The 24,598-nt window shown below is 33.1% G+C and carries 20 protein-coding genes; 15 read left to right on the forward strand and 5 right to left on the reverse strand.

Annotated elements, in window-relative coordinates:
- Positions 1 to 310: 310 nt before the first annotated feature.
- The 8 genes from J0M15_11510 to J0M15_11545 all read left to right on the forward strand — a co-directional run bounded on the left by J0M15_11510 (position 311) and on the right by J0M15_11545 (position 11,742).
- Entirely contained in the window at positions 311 to 1,324 is a 1,014-nt protein-coding gene (locus tag J0M15_11510) for a DUF2817 domain-containing protein (protein MBN8537671.1), read from the forward strand.
- On the forward strand, positions 1,311 to 2,057 hold the full coding sequence (locus J0M15_11515; GenBank protein MBN8537672.1) for an alpha/beta hydrolase: 747 nt from the start codon (positions 1,311 to 1,313) through the stop codon (positions 2,055 to 2,057). The genes J0M15_11510 and J0M15_11515 overlap by 14 nt, the downstream gene beginning before the upstream one ends.
- 155 nt (positions 2,058 to 2,212) lie before the next feature.
- Complete coding sequence (locus tag J0M15_11520) at positions 2,213 to 3,640, forward strand: transposase (protein MBN8537673.1); 1,428 nt, start codon at positions 2,213 to 2,215, stop codon at positions 3,638 to 3,640.
- The gene (locus tag J0M15_11525) at positions 3,630 to 6,788 is read left to right on the forward strand and encodes a hypothetical protein (protein ID MBN8537674.1); all 3,159 of its coding nucleotides are present in this window, start codon (positions 3,630 to 3,632) and stop codon (positions 6,786 to 6,788) included. The genes J0M15_11520 and J0M15_11525 overlap by 11 nt, the downstream gene beginning before the upstream one ends.
- Before the next feature lie 170 nt (positions 6,789 to 6,958).
- Positions 6,959 to 8,377 (forward strand): MBOAT family protein, encoded by a 1,419-nt coding sequence (locus tag J0M15_11530; protein ID MBN8537675.1) that lies wholly within the window; start codon positions 6,959 to 6,961, stop codon positions 8,375 to 8,377.
- 39 nt (positions 8,378 to 8,416) lie between these two features.
- Entirely contained in the window at positions 8,417 to 9,433 is a 1,017-nt protein-coding gene (locus tag J0M15_11535) for a DUF459 domain-containing protein (GenBank protein ID MBN8537676.1), read from the forward strand.
- Positions 9,426 to 10,082 (forward strand): SGNH/GDSL hydrolase family protein, encoded by a 657-nt coding sequence (locus J0M15_11540; GenBank protein ID MBN8537677.1) that lies wholly within the window; start codon positions 9,426 to 9,428, stop codon positions 10,080 to 10,082. Before J0M15_11535 ends, J0M15_11540 begins: the two co-directional genes overlap by 8 nt.
- A gap of 127 nt (positions 10,083 to 10,209) precedes the next feature.
- Positions 10,210 to 11,742 carry an ATP-dependent DNA helicase RecQ gene (locus J0M15_11545; protein MBN8537678.1) on the forward strand — a complete coding sequence of 511 codons (1,533 nt, stop codon included), beginning with the start codon at positions 10,210 to 10,212 and terminating at the stop codon, positions 11,740 to 11,742.
- Positions 11,743 to 11,761: 19 nt separating this feature from the next.
- On the opposite strand, the gene J0M15_11550 is transcribed toward J0M15_11545, so the two are convergent.
- Together J0M15_11550 and rpmG are read right to left on the reverse strand one after the other, a co-directional pair.
- A complete protein-coding gene (locus J0M15_11550) occupies positions 11,762 to 12,298 on the reverse strand; it encodes a dCTP deaminase (protein ID MBN8537679.1) in 537 nt (178 codons plus the stop codon).
- Between the two features lie 3 nt (positions 12,299 to 12,301).
- The gene (gene rpmG / locus J0M15_11555) at positions 12,302 to 12,481 is read right to left on the reverse strand and encodes a 50S ribosomal protein L33 (protein MBN8537680.1); all 180 of its coding nucleotides are present in this window, start codon (positions 12,479 to 12,481) and stop codon (positions 12,302 to 12,304) included.
- Between the two features lie 278 nt (positions 12,482 to 12,759).
- Here rpmG and J0M15_11560 point away from each other — a divergent pair, with 278 nt between their 5' ends.
- Positions 12,760 to 13,167 carry a response regulator gene (locus J0M15_11560; protein ID MBN8537681.1) on the forward strand — a complete coding sequence of 136 codons (408 nt, stop codon included), beginning with the start codon at positions 12,760 to 12,762 and terminating at the stop codon, positions 13,165 to 13,167.
- A gap of 48 nt (positions 13,168 to 13,215) precedes the next feature.
- Here the strand turns inward: J0M15_11560 and J0M15_11565 are convergent, their stop codons facing one another.
- Together J0M15_11565 and J0M15_11570 are read right to left on the reverse strand one after the other, a co-directional pair.
- The gene (locus tag J0M15_11565) at positions 13,216 to 15,132 is read right to left on the reverse strand and encodes an Hpt domain-containing protein (GenBank protein MBN8537682.1); all 1,917 of its coding nucleotides are present in this window, start codon (positions 15,130 to 15,132) and stop codon (positions 13,216 to 13,218) included.
- The gene (locus tag J0M15_11570; protein MBN8537683.1) at positions 15,129 to 17,264 is read right to left on the reverse strand and encodes a FecR domain-containing protein; all 2,136 of its coding nucleotides are present in this window, start codon (positions 17,262 to 17,264) and stop codon (positions 15,129 to 15,131) included. Before J0M15_11570 ends, J0M15_11565 begins: the two co-directional genes overlap by 4 nt.
- Before the next feature lie 132 nt (positions 17,265 to 17,396).
- On the opposite strand from J0M15_11570, the gene J0M15_11575 reads away from it, so the two are divergent.
- The 3 genes from J0M15_11575 (at position 17,397) to J0M15_11585 (ending at position 21,774) form a co-directional block, all read left to right on the forward strand.
- Positions 17,397 to 19,244, forward strand: coding sequence for a SpoIIE family protein phosphatase (locus J0M15_11575; GenBank protein ID MBN8537684.1), 1,848 nt, complete (start codon positions 17,397 to 17,399; stop codon positions 19,242 to 19,244).
- 7 nt (positions 19,245 to 19,251) lie between these two features.
- The gene (locus J0M15_11580; GenBank protein MBN8537685.1) at positions 19,252 to 19,722 is read left to right on the forward strand and encodes a hypothetical protein; all 471 of its coding nucleotides are present in this window, start codon (positions 19,252 to 19,254) and stop codon (positions 19,720 to 19,722) included.
- Positions 19,723 to 19,857: 135 nt separating this feature from the next.
- Positions 19,858 to 21,774 carry a response regulator gene (locus tag J0M15_11585; GenBank protein ID MBN8537686.1) on the forward strand — a complete coding sequence of 639 codons (1,917 nt, stop codon included), beginning with the start codon at positions 19,858 to 19,860 and terminating at the stop codon, positions 21,772 to 21,774.
- A 74-nt stretch (positions 21,775 to 21,848) separates the two neighbouring features.
- Here the strand turns inward: J0M15_11585 and J0M15_11590 are convergent, their stop codons facing one another.
- Positions 21,849 to 22,010 (reverse strand): hypothetical protein, encoded by a 162-nt coding sequence (locus J0M15_11590; protein ID MBN8537687.1) that lies wholly within the window; start codon positions 22,008 to 22,010, stop codon positions 21,849 to 21,851.
- Between the two features lie 62 nt (positions 22,011 to 22,072).
- On the opposite strand from J0M15_11590, the gene J0M15_11595 reads away from it, so the two are divergent.
- The 3 genes from J0M15_11595 to J0M15_11605 are packed head-to-tail and all read left to right on the forward strand — an operon-like array spanning position 22,073 to position 24,578.
- The gene (locus J0M15_11595; GenBank protein MBN8537688.1) at positions 22,073 to 22,660 is read left to right on the forward strand and encodes an RlmE family RNA methyltransferase; all 588 of its coding nucleotides are present in this window, start codon (positions 22,073 to 22,075) and stop codon (positions 22,658 to 22,660) included.
- Positions 22,657 to 23,331 (forward strand): RNA pseudouridine synthase, encoded by a 675-nt coding sequence (locus J0M15_11600; protein MBN8537689.1) that lies wholly within the window; start codon positions 22,657 to 22,659, stop codon positions 23,329 to 23,331. Before J0M15_11595 ends, J0M15_11600 begins: the two co-directional genes overlap by 4 nt.
- On the forward strand, positions 23,328 to 24,578 hold the full coding sequence (locus J0M15_11605) for an MFS transporter (GenBank protein MBN8537690.1): 1,251 nt from the start codon (positions 23,328 to 23,330) through the stop codon (positions 24,576 to 24,578). Before J0M15_11600 ends, J0M15_11605 begins: the two co-directional genes overlap by 4 nt.
- Positions 24,579 to 24,598: the final 20 nt, after the last annotated feature.

Consider the following 24,598-nt stretch of genomic DNA (forward strand, 5'->3'; position numbering starts at 1 on the left):
AATTTCCTCATAGTTTAAAAAGCTAAAATACCGATGAGCCTGAGTTTGCATGAAAATTGATTCGGGTCAAAATATTTCTTGATTTTTTAGCAATCCAATTCAAAAAAAATGAGTGTTCCAAAATTTGGAGCACTACAAAGATTTGATTTTATTCTATTTTGCAAACGCTTACAGCTTATTAAACACGCTCTTAGTCTAGTGTAAAGTATTTGAAAGAAAGTAATTAAGTTTTTTAGACAAACATATTGAATTTTTTTCCACGCCTAATAAGGTGGACACCGCTCTAGGTATTAACGACAATGTTTATATAATGATTCGAAATAAATTACCTGAATTAGAACTTATTGAAACGATTAAAGACCAAATTCAAGAATTTGCTAAAGTAGAAGTTATTGGAGAGTCTCAGGAGAATAATTTACGCTTGCCAATTCATAAAATAACTTTTGGAAATCCAGATCCTACGGCGCCTGTTTTGGGTTTAATTGGCGGCGTTCATGGTTTAGAGCGTATTGGTTCTCAAGTTTGCATCGCTTTATTGCATTCGTTAAGCCAACTAAATTTGTGGGATGAATCGATTAAGAAAAGTTTAGAAAAAATAAGAGTTTTTTTTATACCAGTGGTAAACCCAATCGGGATTTTGAAAAAAAGAAGATCGAATCCACGAGGTGTTGATATTATGAGAAATGCTCCCATAGAAGCTGAGGATAAGGTTCCCATGTTCCTTGGTGGACAAAGAATTTCCAGTCAGTTGCCTTGGTATCGGGGATTTGGTTTAGAGCCAGAAACAAAAGCCTTAATTGAGTCGGTTCAAAATGAAATTTCTAAATCAAAGGTTTCACTGGTTGTGGATTTTCATTCAGGATTTGGTTTTCAAGACCAAATTTGGTTTCCCTATGCCAAATCAAAAAAGCCAATTAGGGATATTTCCTATGTCCATGCTCTTACTCATTTGTTAAATATAACCTATCCAAACCATTTCTATAAAGTAGGGCCTCAAGCTTATCTCACTCACGGGGATGTGTGGGATTATCTTTATGATTGGCATCATCAACGAGACGGAAACCAAGGGTTGTTTATACCTTTGTGTTTGGAAATGGGCTCATGGATGTGGGTAAAAAAAAATCCAATGCAAATTTTTTCTATTGAGGGTCCATACAATCCAATTAAAACCCATAGATATAAAAGAGCTCTCAGAAGGCACAATACCTTTTTTGAGTTTCTTATCAGGTCTTTGTATTCAAGTCAGAGCTGGGCTAACTTAAACAGCGATCAATTGAAAAAACATCACGAACAAGCCATGGTAAAGTGGTATGGAAAAAAGTAATCGTCAGTGGCTTTTATTAAGAGGTCTTACGCGAGGGCAATTTCATTGGGGAGATTTTCCTCAGAGGCTGCAAAGTAAATTTCCAAAAGATGAAATTATATTAATAGATTTGCCTGGAAATGGTTACCGTTATTCTGAAAATAGTCCATTTTCAGTGAGGGAATACACAGATGATTTAAGATCTAAATTCCAAAATAAAGGTAAACTTCATATCATTGCGTTATCTTTTGGGGCCATGGTAGCTATTAATTGGTTAGTCTGTTTCCCGACTGAAATTACTAAGGCCTATCTTGTAAATACTTCATCAAAGGGAATCTTGCCTTTTTACAAACGATTATTACCTAAAAATTATCTAAAAATTTTTCAAACTCTGTGGCTTTCTAAATATCATAGGGAAAAGATGATATTAGAAATGACTTCAAATAATCTTGAAACTCAAAGAAATTCTATCTTAAAATTCGAGAAATTTGCAGAGCTCTATCCAGTCACAGGTAAGAATCTTTATAGACAATTAGTGGCTTCAGGTAATTTTGTTTTTCCAGAGGCAATTGAAAAGGAAAAAATAGGGTTATTTGTATCCACAAATGATCGATTGGTTAGTTCTGAAAATACCCTTGCTCTAGCTAAAAAGTGGAACATCATCCCCATCGTGCATCCTTGGGCAGGTCATGACTTAGTTCTTGACGATCCAGAGTTTGTCCTGTCGAATTTAAATCCTACTACGGCGGGCTAGTCTAAGGTAATGCGGCTTATGTCATGCGACTAGACAGAAGTTTTTACAAGTCATGTCGATTTTGGTCGAATTTAGGTCGTAACGCAATCAACTATTGACTCGAGTTAAAATTCCATTTTTACTTCCAACAACTTGATATGAGAGAATTTTTAAGGATGTTGGTTATCAATAAAAAAGTTAATTTTTTTATTATTATTTTGTTTATTTTTTTGGGTATTCAGACTCAAGCGTCGAATTATTCTTCTCAGTTTATGTCTCTGGATGCTATCTCAAAAAGTGTTGATCATGGAACAGTTTTTGGAGTTCTTCGTTTTGAGACGATGGATTACTTTACCAAGATTCCAGAACAGGAAAATTTAAACAGACAACAGTATTTATCAACACGTTTAGGTTTTATATCTCCAAATATAGAAAATAGCTTTGGTTATGGAGGTGATTTTCAGGCAGGAAAGTTTAATTACGGTACTTCTAATTATTCTGTCCAAGAGTTGTATAGTTTTTTTCAATTTGATAAAAATTTTAAAATAATTGGCGGCAGAAAAAAATACGATTGGAACTTTCTTGATTCTTATTGGAAGACAAGTTTTTGGCAGCCAAATTATGCTTTTGATTATTTAAGGCCTGAAGAACAAGGTTTATTTGGAGTCTTTTTCGAGTATCAAAATCCTGAATTTCAATTCGTAACCTACACCACTCCCATGTTTATTCCCAATATGGGAATAGATGTCCGCGAAGAGGGTGGAGAGTTAGTCTCTGAGAGTCGTTGGTTTAGACAACCTTCAGATAAGTATGATTTAAATGGGAAAATTAAATCCATAAGGTATAAATTATCGGTTCCTGAGATCAGAAATTTAGTATCCAAGCCTGGTGCCGGAGTAAATTTGGGAATTGGTAATAAAAATGAATCATGGTGGATAAGTCAAAGTTTGGGTTATAAACCTGTTAATGAATTGATCTTAAAAAGGGAAGGTTATTCCCCGACAGATGTTAAGGCTGTCAATGTACTTGTTTCACCAGACGTCGTTTATCATTCTCTATACTCTATTGATTTGGGTTATACCTTTCAAAGTTTCAGATTTATTGCCTCTTATCTTGAGGATAATCCAAAGGATAAAATACCAGATAAGGGGTGGGTCATACAAAAGTTACTCCCAACAAAAGCCTATTCTTTAATGATCGAAAACAATGTCGAATCTGAGATTATTAAAAATTTAAAAGTACAGTTAGGATATTTAAGAATATTTGGAAGCGAGATTGTTGATATTGATTCTGAAGGAAATAGAGACGTTTTTACTCTTTTTGATATCAGAACTAAATTCAATAATTCCATTATGTTAAAAGGGCAAGGGCAAGTTTTTTCGATTTTTAGAAAGTCTATTATTACTAAACTATCCTACTTAAAGGACTTCAATCAAAATGGTTCTTTGGTTAATGCTGAATTTCAGGTTTTTCCTACAAAAAAATGGGCAATCTTGCTAGGCGGAGATTTTATTTCTGTAGATGAAGAAAATAGTTCCTCATCCTTTTTGAATCAGTATCGAGCTAATGATAGGGTATATGGTGGGGTAAACTATGTTTTCTAGAAAAATAGGATATAGGTCTCTACACAAGATAACTTGGATACTTACACCTGGTCTTTTAATTATCACTTTATTTTTCATAAGTTCTTGTAATTTAAAAATCGGCGAAAAACCACCTGAAAAAAATATCCCTGGTTTCAAAACAGATACTTGTTTAATTAAAGCAACCAATCTTTTTTCAGAATATTTCAAAGGTGAATCGAATGAAAGTGATATTAAGTCTTCTTGGGATTGTTTCGCATCCATGGTGGTTACTTTTCAAAAAAATGTAAGATGTAATAAAATTAATGAGTGTACTCCTGATGAATTATCTAAATTTGTCGAAGATAATTTTTTAGAAGAAGATGGCAAACCTGATGACCAGCAGAAAAAAATTAGCCCAGAATTAAAAAAACAACTTATGAAAGTTAAAAAACTATTTCTTGGTGGTCGTCTAGATTATATATCTCCGACAGAGTTTGATTTGTTAATAAAGCTAATGAATAACCTCAAGTCCTTATTCGTTGAGCTTAACCCGTCAATGAAAATATTAACTCTAAATTGGGAATCGAAACTACAATCAGGAGATGTAACCCTTCAAGACTTTAGTTCGGTAAATACAAATTTTGTTAATGTAATTCAGAAATTCAGTAATCTAATTTTTAAAGCTGAAAATGAATATTTTTTTGATGATTTTTATTCATTTTTATCAGAAGTGACACATTTTACACAGAGTTCAACATCTTGGCTAAGTAAGTTGGCAGAATTTATACCACTTGTTAAAAAAATGAAAAAATCAATAACTGGTGGAAGTGAAGAGTCTGTAAAAAACAAAGAGTGGGACCTATTATTATCGTTGGGTGGAAGAGGCTATCTTCAATTCTTAAGATATTATTATTTTATAAAAAATATCAATCCTGAGTTTACAAGTTTAAAATTAGCTTACTATGCGAAAACGATAGAAGAATCATTTTTGATATTTTATGACTTATTAGATGGAAAAGACTCGCATCGTATTTCCAAAGAAGAAATTGATGAAATACTTGCTAGTTTTTCAAATATTTGGAAAGACTTCAAATCTTCCCCTGAACTGACAAAAGAATTAATGAAAATAAAAAAAATCATTATCGGGGGTGGGGTTGAAAGTATAGAAAAAGAGGAGTTTAGAAAAGCACAATCAAAAGTGACAGCCATAAAGGAAGTAGTTGAGGACTTAGTTCGGTATTATCAGCTATATGGTTTAACATGGAAACCGGACCTTCTGACAAAACAAGAAGCCGAAAAAGAATTTCAAGATGCCATGAAGAATTTTGAGTCCATGATTGATAAAATAATAAACAATGTTAAATTTGAAAGTGGATATAGTTATAGCGATTTTTTATCCTTAGTGAAAGAATTTGAAAAAATATATTCAAGAAAAGAAGCATCACAAAAATTTGAGGTTATACTTAATAAGTATTGTGGATTAGTTCAAATAGGTGTGGATATTTTAAGTGATAAAAATAATTTTGATTTGGGTTATAAATGCAATACTCTAGCAGTTTCATCTAAGGATCTTGCTGTCTTGTTTAAAAAAACTAGTGAAATATACGCACAAATTCTAAATTATTTCTATTTTATAAGAAATAAAAATTTTTATAAAACAGGAAGCGAATATCAAAGTAAGTTTAGAGATCTTCTTTTAAAATCTTTGGATTACTTAGAATTAGTGATTTCAGATAGAAAATTAAAACTAATATCTTATAAAGAAATGGATGGTATTTTTTCCGAGGGAATTCGATTAAATATTATTCCCAATATGATTAAATCAGAGTCTTTCAATAAGATATCAAGAGCATTGCTAGAAAAAATATTTATAGATCCTGAATTAATCAAGATGAGACAAAGAATAGTAGGAATTGAGCCTAGTCATATTAGTATGATGAAGAAAGATTTGTTAAATTACACCCAATTGAACCTCTATTTCAATTTGCTTTACGAAAACAAAATAAACAATAGTTTCAATTACGATTTTTTTAATGAAAATATAAAAAATGTGATAAAAATCTCTTCTGATTCCTATCTAGTCAGTGGGGCACAAGAATTTCTGAAACATTTTAAGTCTCCTTATCCAATTTTAATTAATGAAGATCGAAAAGCATTTTTAGATGAAAATCGAAACCCAGTTTTTAATTTTGAAGGTATTCAACAGATGAATTTAAGTCGATTTTTGGCGGGACTGATATTGAGATCCTATTCTCATAAAATTGATGGGAAGACCTTTAATATTGGATTAATGAAATGTGAGTTTAAAGAAGCTTTTAGAGATGTAAGACCGCTTCTTATTGACTTGGATATACTTAACTCTAACACGACGGATAGTTTTATTGATTCCCGTTTTTTGGAGGGAAATATTTTTCTTCCCAATTCAGATGGAAATGATGAACTTTCTTTTCAAGAGGTTGCTGATCTTTCCAACTATATTTTTTCAGGAATCAACATTCAGTCAAAGATTAAAGAAAAAGTCATAAAAAAATGTAATATTTCAAACGAGAATAGTTTAGAATACGTAGACTTATCTTGTTTAAGAGAAACCTATGATGGTAATTTAAGTGAAATATTTCACTCAATGCCAAATTACTTAAAATATATTGAAAACATAAAAAAAGAAAATCCGATTGTTTGGCAATCTACTTTTTTTAACAGTCTAAAGGCTTCAGGTTATACATCAAATAGCGATACTAAAGTTTCAATTTCGGATGCAAATGTATTGCCTCATATGTTTCAATATAGTGAAACCATCTTCTTAAAGTTTGATAAAAATAATGATGGTTTTATTGATAAAGAAGAAGGTTTTTTAGCATTTCCTACTTTTGAAAAATTACTAAAGAAAGTAGCTCGAAAACAAATTGAAAATGGTGTCATTGCAGAGAGTGAGTTTTTACCTTTATTTACCTACATTTTAAAATATAAAGATATACCTTCCTGTGAAAAACCGTTTAAACTTTTATGTCTTTTGGAAAAGGATATTAGAAGATGGTTAGATTGGAAGAGTAATTATAAAAAGACAAATTACAAATTAAGTGTAGATAGATCTGAACTAGCAATAATTCTAGGGTTGATTGCAGATCTGGTCAGCTCGTCGCCGTCAGTTCAAGAAGATTCCAAACTTAAAAAAGAAGAATGTAATTAGAAACAGTCCAACTTATTTTAAGGGAGTTCCTTATCCTATACCTTTGGTCAGTATAATTTTTTTTTAAAAAATCCGAAATAATGGAACCATTGTATTAGGGTGTGTTTGAAAAATCTTAAACCATTTCAAACACACTCTATGATCTGTGCCATAATCTAAAGGGAGTTAGGTTGCAGTTTACAACAATTGAGTTCGCTCTGTTCTTTATTCTTATTTTTTATGTGAGTTGGGAGTTTTATTACTACTCAACTTTAAGAAAAGTATTTTTGCTTTTCGCTTCCTATTTGTTTTACGCTTCCTTGGATTATGCATTTCTACCTTTGTTAATACTTTGCCCAGCATTAAACTTTTTTTTTGGTCTTTGGATTGGTGTCGAAGAAAATTTAACAGTAAAAAAATGGATTCTGATATTTACTATTAGTTGCAATCTGGTGATGCTAGGTATGTTTAAATATTACGATTTTATTCTTGAAAACATAATGAATCTGGTTGGCTTTCACTTTTTCAATATTTCTGCTGAGCAAGTACCTTACATGAATTTCGTTCTGCCACTTGGAATTTCATTCTTTACTTTTCAGGGAATTAGCTACTTAATTGACATTTATAGAGGTGATTTGAGTCATAAGAATTCAATTCTCGACGTCATGTTATTTATTTCTTTTTTCCCACATTTAATGGCAGGCCCTATTGTCAAAGCCAACGAATTTATCCCCCAATTAAAAAACAGAGTAGATCCCACCAAGATTCCCATCTACTATTCACTTTTTATGATTCTATTAGGATTATTCAAAAAAATTGTTATCGCTAGCTATCTTGGGACAGATATCGTTGATCCAATTTTTGAAAATCCTAGCTTATATTCAAGTAGTGATATTCTTTTTGGTGTTTATTCCTATGCGATTCAGATTTATTGCGATTTTAGTGCCTATAGTGATCTGGCCATCGCCTTTGCGGGATTGTTGGGCTATGAATTTCCTATCAACTTCGATCAGCCCTACAGAGCAACGTCTCTTCAAGATTTTTGGCGAAGATGGCATATTTCATTAAGTACATGGCTTCGTGATTACTTATATAAGCCCCTTGGGGGAAGTAAGTTAGGGAATATAAAAACCTATCGCAATGTTTTTATTACCATGCTCCTTGGTGGGCTTTGGCATGGGGCCTCTTGGAATTTTATCTTTTGGGGTTTTCTTCACGGTTTGGGATTAATCTTTGAAAAATACTTTCAATTTAATACTAAAATTAATCGGGGTTTCATCATTAAATCACTTAAAACAATTCTAGTATTTCATTTCGTATGTTTTGCTTGGATTTTTTTTCGATCCCCAACGTTAGATAAAGTGATGGAGTTATTCGGTGGGTTATTTAAATTTGATATGCAAGCGAAAAAGGTCAGTTTTTTTTATGCACTCCTATTGACGACGGGAATAGCCTTTCATTTTGTGAAGCCCTTAAAATTATGGAGCTTTCCAGAAATTATTTTTAAAAAACCAAGACTGATTTTTGCTTTAGCTGTTAGTATTGTAATTACTATTATTTCAACGCTATCACCAGAAGGAGTTGCCCCATTTATTTACTTTAGATTTTAAAAATAAATATAAATTTAAACTAAATAGAATGGAAAATAAATGGAAATTAAAAAAGTATATTTAAATAAAAATAAATCTTGGATGGTAATTGTTTTTATCATGCTTTATTCATTTTTGTTAAATTTAGAAGGATTGTATCATTGGGCTCAGCAAAAATCTATTTCAAAGACTTCAATCGTATTGATAAAGTTAGCAGAAGCTTTTAATTTTTTAGGAGAGGAATCAGGAATAAATGGCTTTAGAGCTATTTTAAAAAACGAATTTACTGACTTAAAAAATGTTCAAATTTATAGTCTAGTTAATAGCAAAGAAAATCATCAACAAAGAAATCTAGCAGAAATTAATACCAATAAGGGAGAAGAGTTTTCATTAATTCCCACTTTTATTGAAAATAATAATTTTAAAAAGGAGCCGGATGAGGAATCAGAATCAGAAAAAGCAGGAAAGGTTTTATTAATTGGTGACTCCATTTTGAAGTCAGGTTTACAAATGCATATGCAAAATTTAATTATTAAAAGTAATCAAAAAGCAGAAGTAGAAGTGAAGTCACAGTCTGGTACAGGTTTGTCTCGACCTGAAATATTTGATTGGGTAAATTATGTGAATTCACTTCAGGAAGACTATGAGGCTATTTACATATTTTTAGGTACAAATGATGCTCAAAATATCCTAAATGAAAAAAAGATTATGACTTTTGGATCGGACAGTTGGAAAAAAGAATATGCTAAAAAAATTATTAACATCATTGAAAACAGCTGTAAAAAGTCACAAAAAGTTTTTTGGGTGGGAACTTTAAAAATGAAATCTGAAAATTTTGATAAGAAAATGTCGTTATTAAATTCACATGCTAAAAAGACAATAGAGTCAAGTTCCTCTTGTGCAAAGTATGTCAATGTTGAAAGCTGGCTCACGGCAAAATCAAAATACGCTGATCATCTTAATATTGATAAAAAATCCGTTCGCGTTCGAATGGAGGATGGTATTCATTTATCATTTAAAGGAGCTCAAATCTTTTCAAAAAAACTTTTAGAGACGGTAACTTCTCGATATGATTGATAGAAATCTGAAAATGGACATCATTTATTTGGGTGATTCCCATTCAGTGATGGAAATGGGGAAATGTTTACTGAAAAGAATGATCGGATATTTTGACTCTAAAAATATTAGAAGTGATATTTATTTTTATGCAATAACGGGTTGTACTTTTTTAGATTGGTTTAATGAAAAACAATGGGTTTACCGAATTGCAAATTATACATATACACCTGAAACTCATGGTGTAAAATCGACGGAAGCAGTTAACATAAGTATTTGGAATAAAATTCATTTTACAAATCCGCAGATATTAATTTTAGCACTTGGAAGTAATGATTTTCTTATAAATGGAGATCATTTTTCAGAATATCTCTCGGAGGTTGAAAATAAACTCGATCTTATTCTTGAGCGCTTTAAGGAAATTCAGATTGTCTGGATCCTTCCTCCTGAATTTCCATTTTTTCCAAAGTTTGATTTATTAAGGAAAGCTTTGAGGCACATGCTTTCCTCTAAAGCTAGAGTTGATATTGTAGATTTGAAAGGGCATTTCCCTGATCAAGAGGACCAAATTCATTTTAATAAAGTTAAAGGAAATATTTTTGGAGAACAAATATATTTAAACTTAGAACTCATTTTGGACAAAGTGACTAGTCGTTGGAAGGTACTCTAAAAGGGGATTCCAGGTCGAAATATTGCATCAGCAAATTCTAATTGTTCTTAAGGTGTATAGCCTTTTACAGATCCGCCAGTTGAAACTTTAAGGAACTCAAGTGAATGTAGGCAATAGAAACACAGATATGAATGCAGATTCTTATGTGAATAATATATTAAACTCAATTTTTCATTTATCTAGTTTTAGAAAAGGTCAGAAAGAGATTATTAGTTCCGTATTAGATCAACAGGATATTTTAGCCGTTTTGCCTACAGGTGGAGGTAAATCACTGTGTTATCAATTGCCTGCAGTCATTTTAAATAAATTAGCTATTGTTATTTGTCCGTTAATTGCATTGATGAAAGATCAAGTTGCAGCACTTCAAGAAAAAAATATTCCTTCTGCCTGCTTGTATTCTGGACAAGACTTGTTTGAAAAAAAATCTATTTTCTATCAAATTTCAATAAATGAGACATTTATTCTTTATCTATCTCCGGAGAGAGTTCTAAAGCCTGGGTTTCAAAAGTGGATTCAGTCAAAATCTATTTCCTTATTTGCTATTGATGAAGCTCATTGCGTTTCCCAATGGGGGCATGATTTCAGATCAGACTATGGAATGCTGGGAATTTTAAAAAAACTGAAACCAGAAGTTCCTATTTTAGCACTGACTGCTTCAGCTACGCCCATTGTTCTTCAGGATATAAAAAAACAATTGGAACTAAAGAGCCCTAAGAAAATGGTTTATGGTTTTTATAGGCCAAACCTCTTTTATCAAGTTACCGAATGTGCCCACGCTGAAAGCAAGTTTCACCTGCTATTAACAGCTTTAAAAAAAGCACCCCAAGGCAGAGTTCTTATATACTGTGGTACAAGAAAGACGACGGAGGAGTTAACTGAAAATTTATTAAAAATGTTTAATAATGTGAATTTCTATCATGCAGGTTTGTCTCCTCAGTCTAGGAATCAAATTCAGGAAGATTATTACTTAGGGAAAACAAGAATTTTAATTGCCACAAATGCCTTTGGAATGGGTATTGACCAGCCAGATGTGCGGTTAGTCGTTCATTATCAGATGCCTGCTAATATTGATGCTCTTTACCAGGAAATGGGAAGAGCTGGCAGAGATGGTAAGGATTCAACATGTTTATTGTTGTATTCAAAGAAAGACAAAGGATTGCAGTCGTTCTTTATTCAGAGTTCAGAGGTTAATCAAGAAATTAAAATTAATCGATGGCGGAATCTGGATGCGATCGTGGAATATGCTGAAGGAAGTGAGTGCCGGCATTCTGAAATTTTAACTTATTTTAAAGACTCACAAAGGATAGAAAAATGTGGGCATTGTGATAACTGTGATCCTCATTCTGATCGGAGAATTGTTTATAACCACAAACATGAAATAAATTTTAAAGCGAAATCAAAAAAAGCAAAGGCAAACAATGACTTTATTTTAAATGAAAAACAGGAATATTGTTTTCAGCAATTAAAGGAGTGGAGAAAAATAAAAGCAAAGGAATTAGATGTTCCAGCGTTTATCATTTTTGGAGACCAGACATTAAGAAACATAGTTGTTAAGCTGCCGCAAAACGAAAAAGAGTTACTAGCTGTTCATGGTATGGGCGAAAGTAAAATCAAAAACTTTTCTAAAGATATTCTTAAACTCTTAAGTGAATTTTTTTAGAGAGTGTTTGGAAAATCTTTTAAAAGTTATTTTTCCACATCATGGATTCAACGGGAATGGGAGTTTTTTCATTGTACTTTGCAGAAGATTTTTTATTATAAGGAGTTAAAATTTCCCCAGAAACATCAAAATAAATTATTTGTCCAATAGGCATTTTATAATAAACTTTAACTGGTTTTTTTACAGATATCTCGAGAGTCCAATAGTTGCAAAATCCAACGTCCCCTTTACCTGCAGTTGCGTGAATATCAATACCCAATCGTCCAACAGAAGATTTGCCCTCTAGAAAAGGAACGTGCGCCAAGGACTCGGTATACTCAAGGGTTACTCCAAGATAAAAATTTTCAGGAGTAAGAACATAGCCGTTTTCGGGAATTTCAAAAGTGGTGATTAAGTTATGGCTCTTTGCGTCCAAAATGGGATCTTTATAAATCCCAAGTGTTTTTCCAAGGTGAACATCATAGCTGTTTGATCCTAGACATTCTTTTGAGAAGGGTAATATTTTAATGAAACCTAGATCCATATTTTCTAGGATCTTTTGGTCGCTTAAAATCATTTCCTATTTAGTTTCTCTATGAAGAGTGTGTTTTTTTAGATTAGGGTTATATTTTTTTAACTCTAATCTGCCAGGAGTTTTTTGTTTATTTTTTGTAGTTGTGTACCTAGAAACCGTTTTCCCGAGGGGTCTAGCTTCAGTACATTCTAAAGTGACGATGATTCTTCCTGATTTTTTTGCCATGTGATCTCCAAAATTTAAACAAAATTCCATGCATAACTATCAAATTTGACAAAGAAAGGCAACTATAATGTGCTTGAACAGCAAATTTCGTAGTAATGTAAGTGGATGCCAAAATGTATAAATTTCAAATCTAGTACAGGCCATTATATAAAAAAAGAAGTGAAGTGAAGGACGTGTGAATGCTCAGACAATGAGCATCGTTTGGAATTCTCTCGGCTTGTTCCTAGGCAAGAAGTTATGTAGGATTTTAAATAGTTGTCATAGTAATTGGAGGTTCGGTGTTTGCCATAAATACGAGGATATTAATAATTGATGATATGCCTTCAATCAGAGAGTTGGTTAGAGGTCAGTTAAGAAGTATGGGATTTGTGGATATTGTTGAAGCGGAAGACGGAGAATTGGGATGGAGGCTTATTGAGGAAAAATACAGCGAGGCCAATCCTTTTCAATTAGTCATTTCAGATTGGAACATGCCTAATTTGAAAGGCCTGGATTTGCTAAAAAGGGTACGAAGTAAAACTCAGTTTGCGGGTTTGCCATTTATTTTACTGACCTCAGAAGCAGAAAGGGACCAAGTTACGGAAGCTGTTATGGCAGGAGTTTCACAATATATAGTAAAGCCTTTTTCAGGAAGAACCTTTGAGGATAAACTAAAATCAGCCTATGCAAAACATCATAAAAAATAAAGTTGTATTTAGTAGGCTATAAAATGAGATTATCTATGCGACCATTGTCTATGCTGCCCTAGATAGAGAAAGGGGATTTGCAAAGGGCACTTGAATGATGAAGTGACTGTACGCGCCCACTTTGGATTCAATGCGAATCACTCCTCCAAGTGCCGTCACCTCAGCAAGCACCGCGTTCATTCCCACTCCACGGCCACTGATTTCAGTGATGTCGTCTTTCGTTGAAAAAGACGAATCAAAAATTCTATAAATGATTTCGGCATCTGATTGCTGAGCCATAGGAGACTTCATTTTTAACAATTTTTCACGAATTTTATTTGGATCTATTCCTTGACCATCATCTTTGAGGGCAATCTGCAAACATTTTAAATTTGTATCGACATTCTCAATTAGTGAAAAATTAATTTCAATTTGCCCACAAACGGGTTTACTTACCTTTATTCGATTCTCTGGCAATTCAATTCCATGATCTATAGAGTTCCGTAGGCAGTGGACGAGAACCTGAAACAGATAATCAAATTTATTTTTTGGAACAAGAATATTTTCGCCACTCATTTTAAGAGGAGAGATTTCTTTCTTTAACTGCTTGGCAGTTGAGCTGGTTACATTTTTAAAGTGAAGAACATGGTTACTAATGGTTTCATAGAGATATTTGTTTTCAAGAAAGTTTATTTGTTGAGTTGATGGTAACTGCTCGATGATTTTAAGAAAATCCGTTAATTCCATATCAATTCTTTTATCACTAGACGCAGGCATTGAGCCAAATATTTTATAATGATGAGCCGTAACGGACTTAAATGCTTCTTGAAGAGTAAATAAACAGTTCTGTAGTTGCTTTAATTCATGTTCGTTGGGGTTGCTTTTGATTGAAAGATAAAATGACTCCATGTCATGACAAATAGTTTTAAGCTCAACAAAAGAAAAACTGGCAGCCCCGCCTTTTAAGGTATGAAGAATTCGGATAACCTCATCCGAATCATTGACCTGAATAGTTTTAGCGAGAAGTTGAGATAATCTTTTGATTCCCTTTTCAGATTCATTATAGAAAAGCTCAGCTTGCTTTTTATGTTGAACTATTTTTAGAATGGCTTCAACTTGGGTTCTATCCTTTTCTGCCTGAATTTTTGCTTCCACAAGATCGGTAATATCACTAGCAACGCAGACAACGGCCTCAATGAGTTGAGACTCATTTCTGATTGGAAAATATTCAATGGAAACTTCCCTATTCAAGGAATGACGCCTCCGGGAGGGGCCTAAAGGTGTTAAGTCTTCGAAGGGAAGCATTTCGGAAAATAAAGTCAATAGCCAATTTTTAAAACCAAGAATTTTATCAGCTTCCACGTTTAATACATCCCATATAAACTTATAAGAGGGATCGCATTCAATAATCTTTAAACAGGCCTTAGAATAAAATGGTAAACACTTGCCATCAGGATGAAAAACAAAAAAACCTTGATTAAGGCTGTCCAAAAGAGCTTTCATCATTTTGTTAAGTGAGGTGATTTCCTTGGTTCTTTCGGCTACTAGTGATTCTAGTTGTTTAGAGTAGATTTCCAGTTGGATTTTTGCAATTTCTAAGTCATTGATAACTTTTTCTTTTTTTTCTAGCTCAGAACGGTATTTTTTTTGTAATCTTTCTTCGAGTGTAACGTCCCTAAAATAAACGAGCCATGAGTTATTGGAAAATAATTGAATCGTCAGTTGGGCTTTTCCCTCTTGAATTAGAACTGTAGAGAATTCGATTTCAATATAGGGAGTAGGATCCTTTATTGAACTTAACTGGGTAAAAAGGTCGATGTTAGATTTGAACTGAAGAAGTTCAGTGAGAATTTTTTGCGATTTCACAATTTTTCGAATAGATAAACTGGTCAACTGACTGGCAGACTCATTACAATAAAGAACAATTAAGTCTTTATTAACTATAAATACAGGTTCTAATAGTGAATCAAAAACGTTCTCGTTCATTGAAACGACTCATTGTTCTTACTATGCAGTAAAATGAATTCACGTTTTACAGACCAATCTGAGTTCAAGTCTTCATCTTTATTTAAGCTTCGGACACGCCAATAAATTTTACCAAGGGGGAGCCTTTCTTTGATCAAAAATTTATTATCTGTAATTTTTTTATCAAGAATAAATTTTTTAAATTCTTTATCAGTTGACAATTGAAAGTGATATTGATCAGAACTTTTTTGAGCTTCCCAGTTAATCCAAATAAACGGTTCCAATTCTTGTTGTAAAAAAACAGTCATTTTATTTCTAGGTTCATTAAGAACAGGAGCTGGAATTTTTTGCTTAAAAACATATTCAGTTTTTTCAGAATTTGAGATGAAAGAGGATTGGTTGTCTTCGGGCAAGGAAGCAATGACGCGAAAATAATAGGGTCCAGGCTGAGATACTTTGATATTTAATGCATTTTTAGTACTTTCAACCAATTTTGATTTTATAAAAGAAGGATTATCAGCATATTCAACGGAGTATTTTTTAACAAGGGGCATATTTGTCCATGATATAGGAAACTCAACATTTGGAATGGATTCATTGGGATTCGTCGATTTAAAGGTAATAGGTAAAATTTTAAATAAGGTAGGTTTTTGAATTTCGACACTCAATTCTCCTATTTCACTATAAGCGCTTTCTACTTTAGTTTTTGATACGGCCTTGACGCGGAAGAACTGTTTTGCTTTACGTTGGGGTAGATAAGAATAAGTATCCGATTTTAATTCAATGCTAGACTTTCCTGTGAAATCCTTATTCTGAGAAATTTCCAAAATAAATTTGCTTGCGCCATTTGGCTTCGCCCATGAGATTTTTGCAGGAAGTACAGAGGCAGGTTCTCTTGTGTTTTTTGTTTTTATCATAATGTTTTTTGTTAGTAAAATGGGTGATTCCAGTGGCGGTTCCACTATAGAATGTGCCACCACGTCAAAGGAAACAGTAGGGCTCCAAGACCCAAGTGCATTACTGTGTTTGCCGCGAACCCTCAAATAATATTTCCCATTTCTTGCCTTAAAGTTAATATTTTTTTGATTTGTAGAATTAGAGATGAGGTCTTTTGAAAAATCTTCGTTGCTTGAAATTTGATACTCGTAATCGATGAAATCACTTTGCCAGGAGATGGGTATATTTGTGGTCCATTTCGAAATATCTTCATTTGTTTGATAATCTAGCTGAGCTTTATTATTAGGAGAGGTGATTGTCGGATTTGTAAAAATAGATAATTCAAAATTTTGAACTGGTGAAGAGATTAGGTTGTTATTAGAGTCCAGCCCCTGAACTTTCCAAAAATATTTTCCAGAATTAATATTATTGATAAGTGCTTTATTTTGAACCTTTTCTTTAGATGTCGTGATGGACTCAAACTTATTGTCGCTGGAGATTATCAGTTTTTCTTCTGTGATATTTTCTGAACTCCAATTAAGAAAAAAACCTTGTTCTTTGTGAAGTAAAGTAATTTTAGTTTTATCAGGACTGAGGAGCTTAATTTTAGCAACAGGTTTAACTTCCTTAATGGGCTCGACTTTAACAAGTTCAACCTTATCTAAAATTTTCTTTTCTTTTTTATCTAGAGATGAAATAGAAAGGGAACCGTCAAGGAGTCCAAATTTAGGCTCCTCTGACTTTGACCTTTTGATTTTCATTTTTGAGTTATTCTTTTTGTAATTCTGGATGACAAAATTTTCTTTTTCAGTTTTTACTTGAAGTTTTGCAGTACTTTTGATCTCTGTTTGGATTTCACCATATTTTAGGTTTAACTCAAGATCGCCAGATTTTCTCGTAAGTGTAATTAATGAGTTTTCAGATAATTGAATAATCGAGCCATCACTTAACTGTATTTCTGCTTTTGACCGCTCTCCAGTGAAGATGCTATCTTGCTCATGTAAAACCTCTTTGACTTTTGCTGGAGACCACAAAAAACTTTCAACTGGCTTTCTCCGAACATCTTTGTTGGAAGATGAAAGTGTGCCGATAACATTGTAGGAAGATTTTTCAGAATTAAATAAAAAAGAATCATCATATAGATAATATGAATAAATAAGAATTATTAAAATAGAGACAGCAAAAATAACCCTGTCTGTTTTGTTAAACTTAACCATATGTTGCACTTCTTATCGTCTGTTTTCATTTTGAGGAGAGAGATCTTAGGTCTAGTTTACTAGACACTGGACCTAAATGGAGTCGGTAATTTAAATGTTATCAATTCTTAATAAACAAATTATGATAAACAGGTGCAGAAAAATACATTTTCACTTAGGTATAAAATACTCATATTATTAACAGTTATTCCGTTAATAACACTTTCTGTTTATTTAGTTTTAGCAATGAAAGTATTTCAGGACGACAAAGTTGCTTATGTTTATGATTCCAGCAGTAAATTTTCAAATGCAGTTTCGGCTCAAATTGGAATCCAGTTAAATTCTGTCTTATCATCAAATAAATTTTTATTTCAAGAGTACTTGAACAGTCAGAATTTCAATTTAGTTGCAAAAAATTTCTTTAAAAATGAAAACACAACGGATCTTGTCGCTGTTTATGAAATTGATGAAAAAAATAAGGGCTTTAAATACGTAAGCCATTTAGAAAAGTTTGAGGGAAATTTTTCTAACGTTAAAGAAAAATTGGAGTCGATTCTTCGTCAGGAAATATACTATGTAAATGGGAACAAAAGAATTATTTATAGTTTATTTAATGATGAAAGACTACTTTTTTTTGAAAAACTGCCACCTGATCCTGAGAGAGGCAATAAAGCAATCTATTTTTCAATAATGATGAGGGCGGGAGATTTATTTGATTTGTTTTCTACTGTTTCTTCGCAAAAAATATATTTACTAAATAATAAAGGTTTTATTTTACTAGGACCTCAAGAGACCATCGGTACTGAGTTAAAGAAAAATATTCCACTTAAATTCTTAGATAATAATGAAAGTATTCAACTCAATGGAGTTGAGGCTACAAAAGATCAAAACAATCAAGAATATTTTATTTCTTTTGCACAAGTTGGAATTGGGGGACTCACCGTCGTGTCAGCAGTTCTTAAGTCCAAAGCCTTGTCAGCCCTAGATATTTTATTAAAAAAATCTATTATTTTCTTTGTATTATTAATTGCGGTAACGGCCATAGTTTCATTAATTGCCTCCTCAACAATTACAACAGCAATCACTCAATTATTCCAGGCAACGAAACAAGTGAGTGAAGGAAAGTTTGACATGAGAGTTCATGTAAAATCCTCTGATGAAGTAGGAGTCCTAGCCGATAATTTTAATAAGATGGCTGAGGAGGTTTCACGCTTATTGGATCAAACTGCAGAAAAGGCAAGAATGGAAAATGAGCTACAAACGGCAAAAACAGTTCAAGAGACTCTTTTCCCGGAAACAATCAAAAAGATTTCTAATTTAGAAATTGCTGGATTTTATGAGCCAGCGAGTGAGTGCGGAGGGGATTGGTGGCACTATTGTGAAATAGGCCAAAGGGTCTTTTTTTGGATTGGAGATGCCACAGGGCATGGAGCGCCTTCCGCGCTGATAACGAGTGCTGCGAAATCAGCGGCTGTAATCATTGAAACGCTAGACGTAGGTCCGGGAAAAGCCATGGAGTATCTAAATAAGTGTATTTTTGAAGTGTCCAGAGGGCGCTTGATGATGACATTTTTTATAGGTTGTTATGATAAAATTACTGGAATTTTTACTTATTCAAATGCATCACATGAGACACCTTTCTTATTGAAAAAATCAGAAAAGGCTTTGAAAAAAAAGGAGCTTATTCCGTTAAATGAGGTCAATAATCCAAGGCTGGGACAAAGTAAAGACACTGAATATCAAGAAAGCTGCATTCCAATGGATCAAGATGATTTGGTATTTTTTTATACAGACGGAATACCTGACATCAGAAATTCAAAAGATGAACCTTGGGGAGAAAGAGAATTTGTTAAAGCAATAATTAAAGCCCACTTCGAGAGTCCTGACGCAGAAAAATTTGTGAATAACTTTTCTCATTTGTTTCAGGAATATCGGCAGGGAAAAACTTTAGTTGATGACGTAACTTTTTTTGTGGTTAAAAATAAAAATAAACTGATTTGAGGGTTTTATGAACAAATTTGATTTAAAAATAAATGCTGTCGGAAATGAGCTTAAGATCACGATATCTGGTATTATCGATGAAGATGTCGATTTTGGTATCTATAAAATTTCTGAAGCCAAAAAAATTGAAATTGATTTTAAAAATATTAAGAGCATAAACTCTTGCGGAATCAGAGAATGGATAAAATGGCTTTCTTCAAATAAATCTGGCGAACTAAGTTTTATCAATTGTCCAAAAATTATTATCGATCAAGTAAACATGGTTGATGGGTTTTTACCTAGTAATGGAAAGGTTCTATCTTTTTTTGTTCCTTACTACAATGATGAAAATGGAACTGAAAAAAATGTATTATTTAGTTATGGTAAAGAGTTTACCGACACTGCCGTGATGCCACCACAAAAAGTCCTAGATGAATCCAGTGCCATTATGGAAATGGATGTCATCGAGTCTAAATATTTTAAGTTTATTACAAAGTAAGACCGCGCTTAACTCCTGCGTGTTTGAAGAGACTTTTCAAGTGCGTTCTAATTTTTACTAGAGAAAAGTCTAGGGGAGTTAATTTTTTTTAAAAAAAACCTTATCTTTCTTGTGTAGATCTCCGATAGCGTTGCCATGGGAAGTGCCGCCGTATTGATCGTTGAAGATGACGAGTTTCTAAGAACAGCCATGAAGGAAGCTTTTGAAAAAAAGTCTTTGGGTGTGTTGGGGGTAGCTACAGCTACAGAAGCTTTACAAGTTTTAAATACAGAAAGTGTGGAGTATGTGTTTCTGGATTGCTTTCTGCCTGGTTCCTCAGGAGATCAGTTGGCCATTAAAATCAAACAAGAATTTGCTAATAAAAAAATTAAAGTCATTTTGATGTCGGGAATTTATACTGATAAAAGTTCAATTCAGGAGCTATTAAAAACGACACAAGCTTCTGCATTTATTAAAAAACCATTTGATCTTGAGCAGGTGATTCAACTCGTTCAGAAAAAGTCCACTGAAAGTGACTCTCCAAGAAAGATCCTGTATCAAACATTTTCGAAAGACTTGGTTTCTACAAGGGAAAAAAGAAAAATAATTGAATCTATTGAAAAAATATCTGGATTTGATTTGCCCTTTATTTATAGTTTGCTAACGGAGTCTAAAAGTTCAGGATATTTAAATATCTATTTTAATGATTCGAGTGTCTCAGGCATTTCGTTTTCGAATGGGTGTATTGTGGGAGTTGATATCGAAGATAAGTCTACTTATATAGGAGAGATGCTCATACAGGGTGGTTTTGTTTCCCCTGAAGATATTCAAAAAGCTCTACAAACTAAAAACAATCAGAGATTAGGTCAGAGACTCATATCATCAAATTTAATGAGTCCGCATGCCTTAGACATGACGATGATTGAACAAATGAATGTCAGACTGTCTAAAACTATTACTGAAAAAAATGTCAAACTAAGTTTTGCAGCCAGTGAAGTGGAGCTAACTCAACCTTGTATTGATTCGGATATACTATTAAATTATTTGAATGATTGGATCGCCTCTAAAATTCCGATCAACTGGTTAAAAAGTCTATATGCCATGTGGTCCGGGCATTTAATCATACCGACAAGTACCTTTAAAATGAATCATCCAGCCATGGGGATGAATTTAGTGATGAGCTTGCCTGGACTCGACGTAGCATTGCAACAAAAAAATACTCTGAATTCTTTGCTTAATAAGCCGGAATATAATCACACGGCATTGTATAAAGCTCTCCATTTTCTATTAACAAAGGGTTTAATTTATTTCTCGAAGGAAATTTACTTTCAAAATGAAAGTGAGCATATTGTATTTTTGCAAAAGCTTCAGATTCAACTTAAAGATAAAAATAACTTTGAAATACTTCAAGCTTTGGGGCTTTCTCAATTTACAAGTAAAGAATTAGCTAAAGAGGAAATAAAAAACTTAATTGGAGTTCAACCAAATCAAAACCAAATTAAGATATTAAAAATATGGATGGCAATACATAATAAAATTTCCCAAGCCATTGACAGTATAAATAGTGAAGATAAGAAAAAAATGGAACAAGACGCCGAAAAAAATGAATCAGCAAATCGATTGAAAGCAAGTCAGCTGGTTGAAGAGGCTCGAAAAGACCTACTTTTAAATGAGTTTTCTAAAGCTTTAGAAAAGCTAAAGGAAGCGGGTCGATTAAGTAGCAATATTTTTCAACTAAACATTTTTTTAGCCTGGGCAAAGCTGGGTAAAGTCATGGGTAAAAAAGATAGAGAATTAGTTAAAGAAATTGAAATGGATTTAATGCAAGTCTCACCCGATGAACGTTATGATTCCTTATATCCGTATGTTATGGGTTTATATTACAAGTCTAAAAATGATTTGTTAAACGCAAAAAAATCATTTGATAAATCATTAGCAATGGATTCGACCTTCATTTCAGCACGAAGAGAACTGAGCATTGTAGAAATGCTTATTAAAAAGAATAAAAAAAATGACAACATTTTCACTATGGATTTAAAGGACTTTGTAACCGTTTTATTCAACAAAAAGTAAGAGCGCTCTTGAAAAGACTTGTCAAACACGTTCTAATAACAACTTCTGTACAGGATGTACTTGTAATTTAATGGCTATACAGATGGTGAGTTATTGGAATCATCTTTGTGGGAAGAGATGACATCTTGAGCTTTTTTTCCAGTAATCCCTAACCATTCAGGGAAAAAAAAGGCAACAGTGATAAATGCAAAGGTGATAAAAATAAAAAAGAAACCCATTATCCAGATTAATTCCATAGGTTACCCTAAGCTAATTATAATAAATGGACAATAGTGTAATTCTTAGATATGCGTTATATATGAATTACAATCCCAAAGACCATTATTTTAAGAAGGCTAAAAAAGAAAACTATGTAGCCAGGTCTATTTATAAATTAGAGGAAATAGATCAAAAGTTTAAAGTCTTTAAAAAAAATGATGTCGTTCTTGATTTGGGGGCTAGTCCTGGTTCCTGGTCCCAATATGCGCTTCAGAGGGTTGGAGAATTTGGCAAAGTGATAGGTGTAGATCTAAGTCCAGTGAGTTTTAAAAATGCCAAATATATTTTTTGTCAGCAGGATATTTATCAAATGAATTGGCAAGAGATTCTACAGTTCAATCAGGTAAGTAGTTTCAATGTGGTGTTATCTGATATGGCACCTAAGACCACGGGAATCAAATTGACAGATCAAGCTAGATCTTTAGATTTGTGTTTAAAAGCTTTAGAGATTTCTAAATTGTACTTAAAATCGGAAGGAAGTTTTGTTTGCAAACTATTTCATGGAAATGATTTTAAAATTTTAGTCTCTGAATTGAAAAAAATATATAAACAAGTAGAAGCTCTTAAACCAGATTCAACAAGAAAAATGAGTAAGGAAATATTTTTAATTGGAATAGGAAAAAAATGAAGATTGTTTATGAAAATTCGGATCTCATTTTCGTTGAAAAAAAGTCAATGGTTTTAACAGTGCCTCCAAGGATCAAGGATTCTCGTCCAGTGTTAGGTACCCTTCTTCAAGAAAAATGCAAAATCAAACTATTTCCTGTGCATCGGTTAGATTATGAGGTTTCTGGTATTGTAGGTTTTGCAAAAAATGAAAAATCTCATCGAGTGGCTCAATCTTGGTTCGAAGAGAGAAAAATTCTTAAGTTTTACGAAGCTCAATCGGAAATGCAATCCTTTGATCATTGGCCATTAAGCGTTCCTAATCACCGTCTTTGTCTTGAAATAAAAGAGGGGGAATCCTTTCAGTGGGAGTCAAAAATCTTAAGAGGAAAAAAGCGATCTTTTTTCAGCCCCATCGGGGATTTGGCTATGACGGTGGCCCGGGTAGAGAAAATAAAGAATCATCGGGTTTTTTGGATTCTCAACCCGGTAACAGGAAAGCCTCATCAGTTGAGGTTAGAATTAAGTTATAGAGGTTTTCCTATTTGTGGTGACAGCTTATATGGATCCAGAGTGAAAAGTTCAGACCTTGGAATTGATTTGAATAGCTACCTTTTGGATTTTACACAAATTAAAAGAGAGCAAAGGTTGGATCTCCCAAATTATATCGAAATTGCAAGGAAGTTTGTATGAGTCGAACCTACAATAAGAAAACACTTAGCTGGGTTCTTTATGACTGGGCTAATAGCAGTTTTTCAACGACGGTAATGGCTGGTTTCTTTCCTTTGTTCTTTAAAACATACTGGAGCCAAGGCTTTTCATCCGTTGAAACAACTTCGAAATTAGGAACGACCATTGGAATATCCAGCTTTTTAATTGCCATTTTGTCTCCTATTTTTGGAACTATTGCTGATTTAAAACATTTGAAGAAGTTTTTTTTAGTTTTTTTTATGTTTGTAGGAGTTCTTTCCTGCGCGAGTTTAGGAATTATCGGCCAAGGGAAATGGTTGTTAGCCATGATTTTTTATGGTTTGGGAATGATGTCCTTTAATGCTAGTAATACTTTTTATGATTCCCTGCTACCTTATGTTGCAGAAGAAAAGGATTTAGATTTTATTTCGGCTCTGGGTTATTCTTTAGGTTATTTAGGAGGCGGGTTACTTTTTCTACTAAATGTTGTCATGTACCTAAATCCTGAGTTTTTTGGATTTTCCAGTGGAACAGAGGCTGTAAAGTTTTCTTTTTTAAGTGTGGCTATGTGGTGGTTTTTATTCTCAATTCCATTAATAATTTATGTTAAAGAGCCTTCTTTAAACCTTAAACCTAAACAAAGTTGGGGGGGGCTGGCTAAAAAGAGCTTTCTCATGCTCAAAGCGACTCTATCAGATATTGTTAGCGATAAAAATTTATTTTTCTTTATGATGGCATTTTGGCTATACATCGATGGTGTCTACACTGTCATTGTGATGGCGGTTGATTATGGGATCTCTTTAAATTTTGAGCCAAAGCATCTGATTGGAGCCTTATTAATTACGCAGTTTATTGGTTTTCCTTGTACCTATTTGTTTGGTTATTTTGCAAAAAAATGGGGGTGCCGGTTACCAATTCTCATTTGTATTGGCATCTACTGTTTAGCCATTATATTTGCAACCCAAATGAAGACGCCAATTCACTTTTACCTGCTAGCAATTATTATCGGTATGGCGCAAGGTGGAATTCAATCTTTAAGTCGTTCCATGTTTTCTAAAATGATTCCAAAAGAAAAGAGTGGGGAATATTTTGGATTTATGAACTTAATTGGAAAATTTGCTTCGGTTTTAGGCCCATTTATTGTTGCTTTAACCGTCTTGTTTACTGGAAAATCTGAGTTAGGTTTACTTGGACTCGTTGTTTTATTTGGATTGGGAGCTTTCCTTCTTATAAAAGTTAGAGAACCTTAGAGCGTGTTTGAAAAACCTTA

The organism is Deltaproteobacteria bacterium (genome assembly GCA_017302835.1).
Taxonomy (GTDB): Bacteria; Bdellovibrionota; Bdellovibrionia; order Bdellovibrionales; family Bdellovibrionaceae; genus UBA2316.